At 60.5% G+C, this 688-nt stretch carries 1 protein-coding gene; it reads left to right on the top strand.

Features of this window, described 5'->3' with window-relative positions:
- Positions 1–313: 313 nt before the first annotated feature.
- The coding region (locus tag CKO23_RS26660; RefSeq protein ID WP_346014687.1) for a DUF4158 domain-containing protein at positions 314–688 on the top strand (375 nt) is incomplete at its 3' end.

Below are 688 nucleotides of genomic sequence, written 5' to 3' on the forward strand. Positions count from 1 at the left end.
CACGTGCACTTCGATACGACGTCAGTGACTGTCTTCGGCGAGTACCCCAACGCTGGCGAGGAACCTGCGCCGTTCAAGATCACGCATGGCTACAGCAAAGATCACCGCCCGGATCTCAAGCAATTTGGTCCAGTGTGAGCGAAGCTGCAATATGAGGACATATAAGCAAAGACTAATGCTGTATGGTCTAAACTGAACGTTCCTCTTCTTATTCTCGCCCCCTTGGCGACCAAGGCGGAACGTGACTCCATCATGGGATGACGAGGAAGACCGCTGGACCCTCTCTGCGGACGAATTGACCCTGTTGGCTGGTATGACCGGTCCAGGACGCCTGGGATGCGCTGTCCAGCTCAAGTTCATGCAGACCACAGGCCGATTTCCCGAGCATGATGAAACGCCAGCCGCCCGGGGCGTCACCCTTCTGGCTGCCCAATTGGGTATCCCGGCGGAACACCTGTCCGATTATGACGGGCTCGGCCGCCAAGGCCGGCGCCACCGCCGCCTGATTCGCAACTATCTCGGCTTCCGGCCCACTGGCCGGGACGATCTCGAACACCTCGCACCGGGTGGCCGCGGGTGCTTACGCACCCGCGGCTCCCACAGATCCGGACGTGCGGGACTACCGCATCCGGCTCCTCGATTGAGCGCTCGCTGCACAACACATGTCGCACACCCGTTGGACCCTGAA

Origin of the sequence: Thiocystis violacea, assembly GCF_016583565.1 — a bacterium.
GTDB classification, from domain to species: Bacteria; Pseudomonadota; Gammaproteobacteria; order Chromatiales; family Chromatiaceae; genus Thiorhodococcus; species Thiorhodococcus violaceus_A.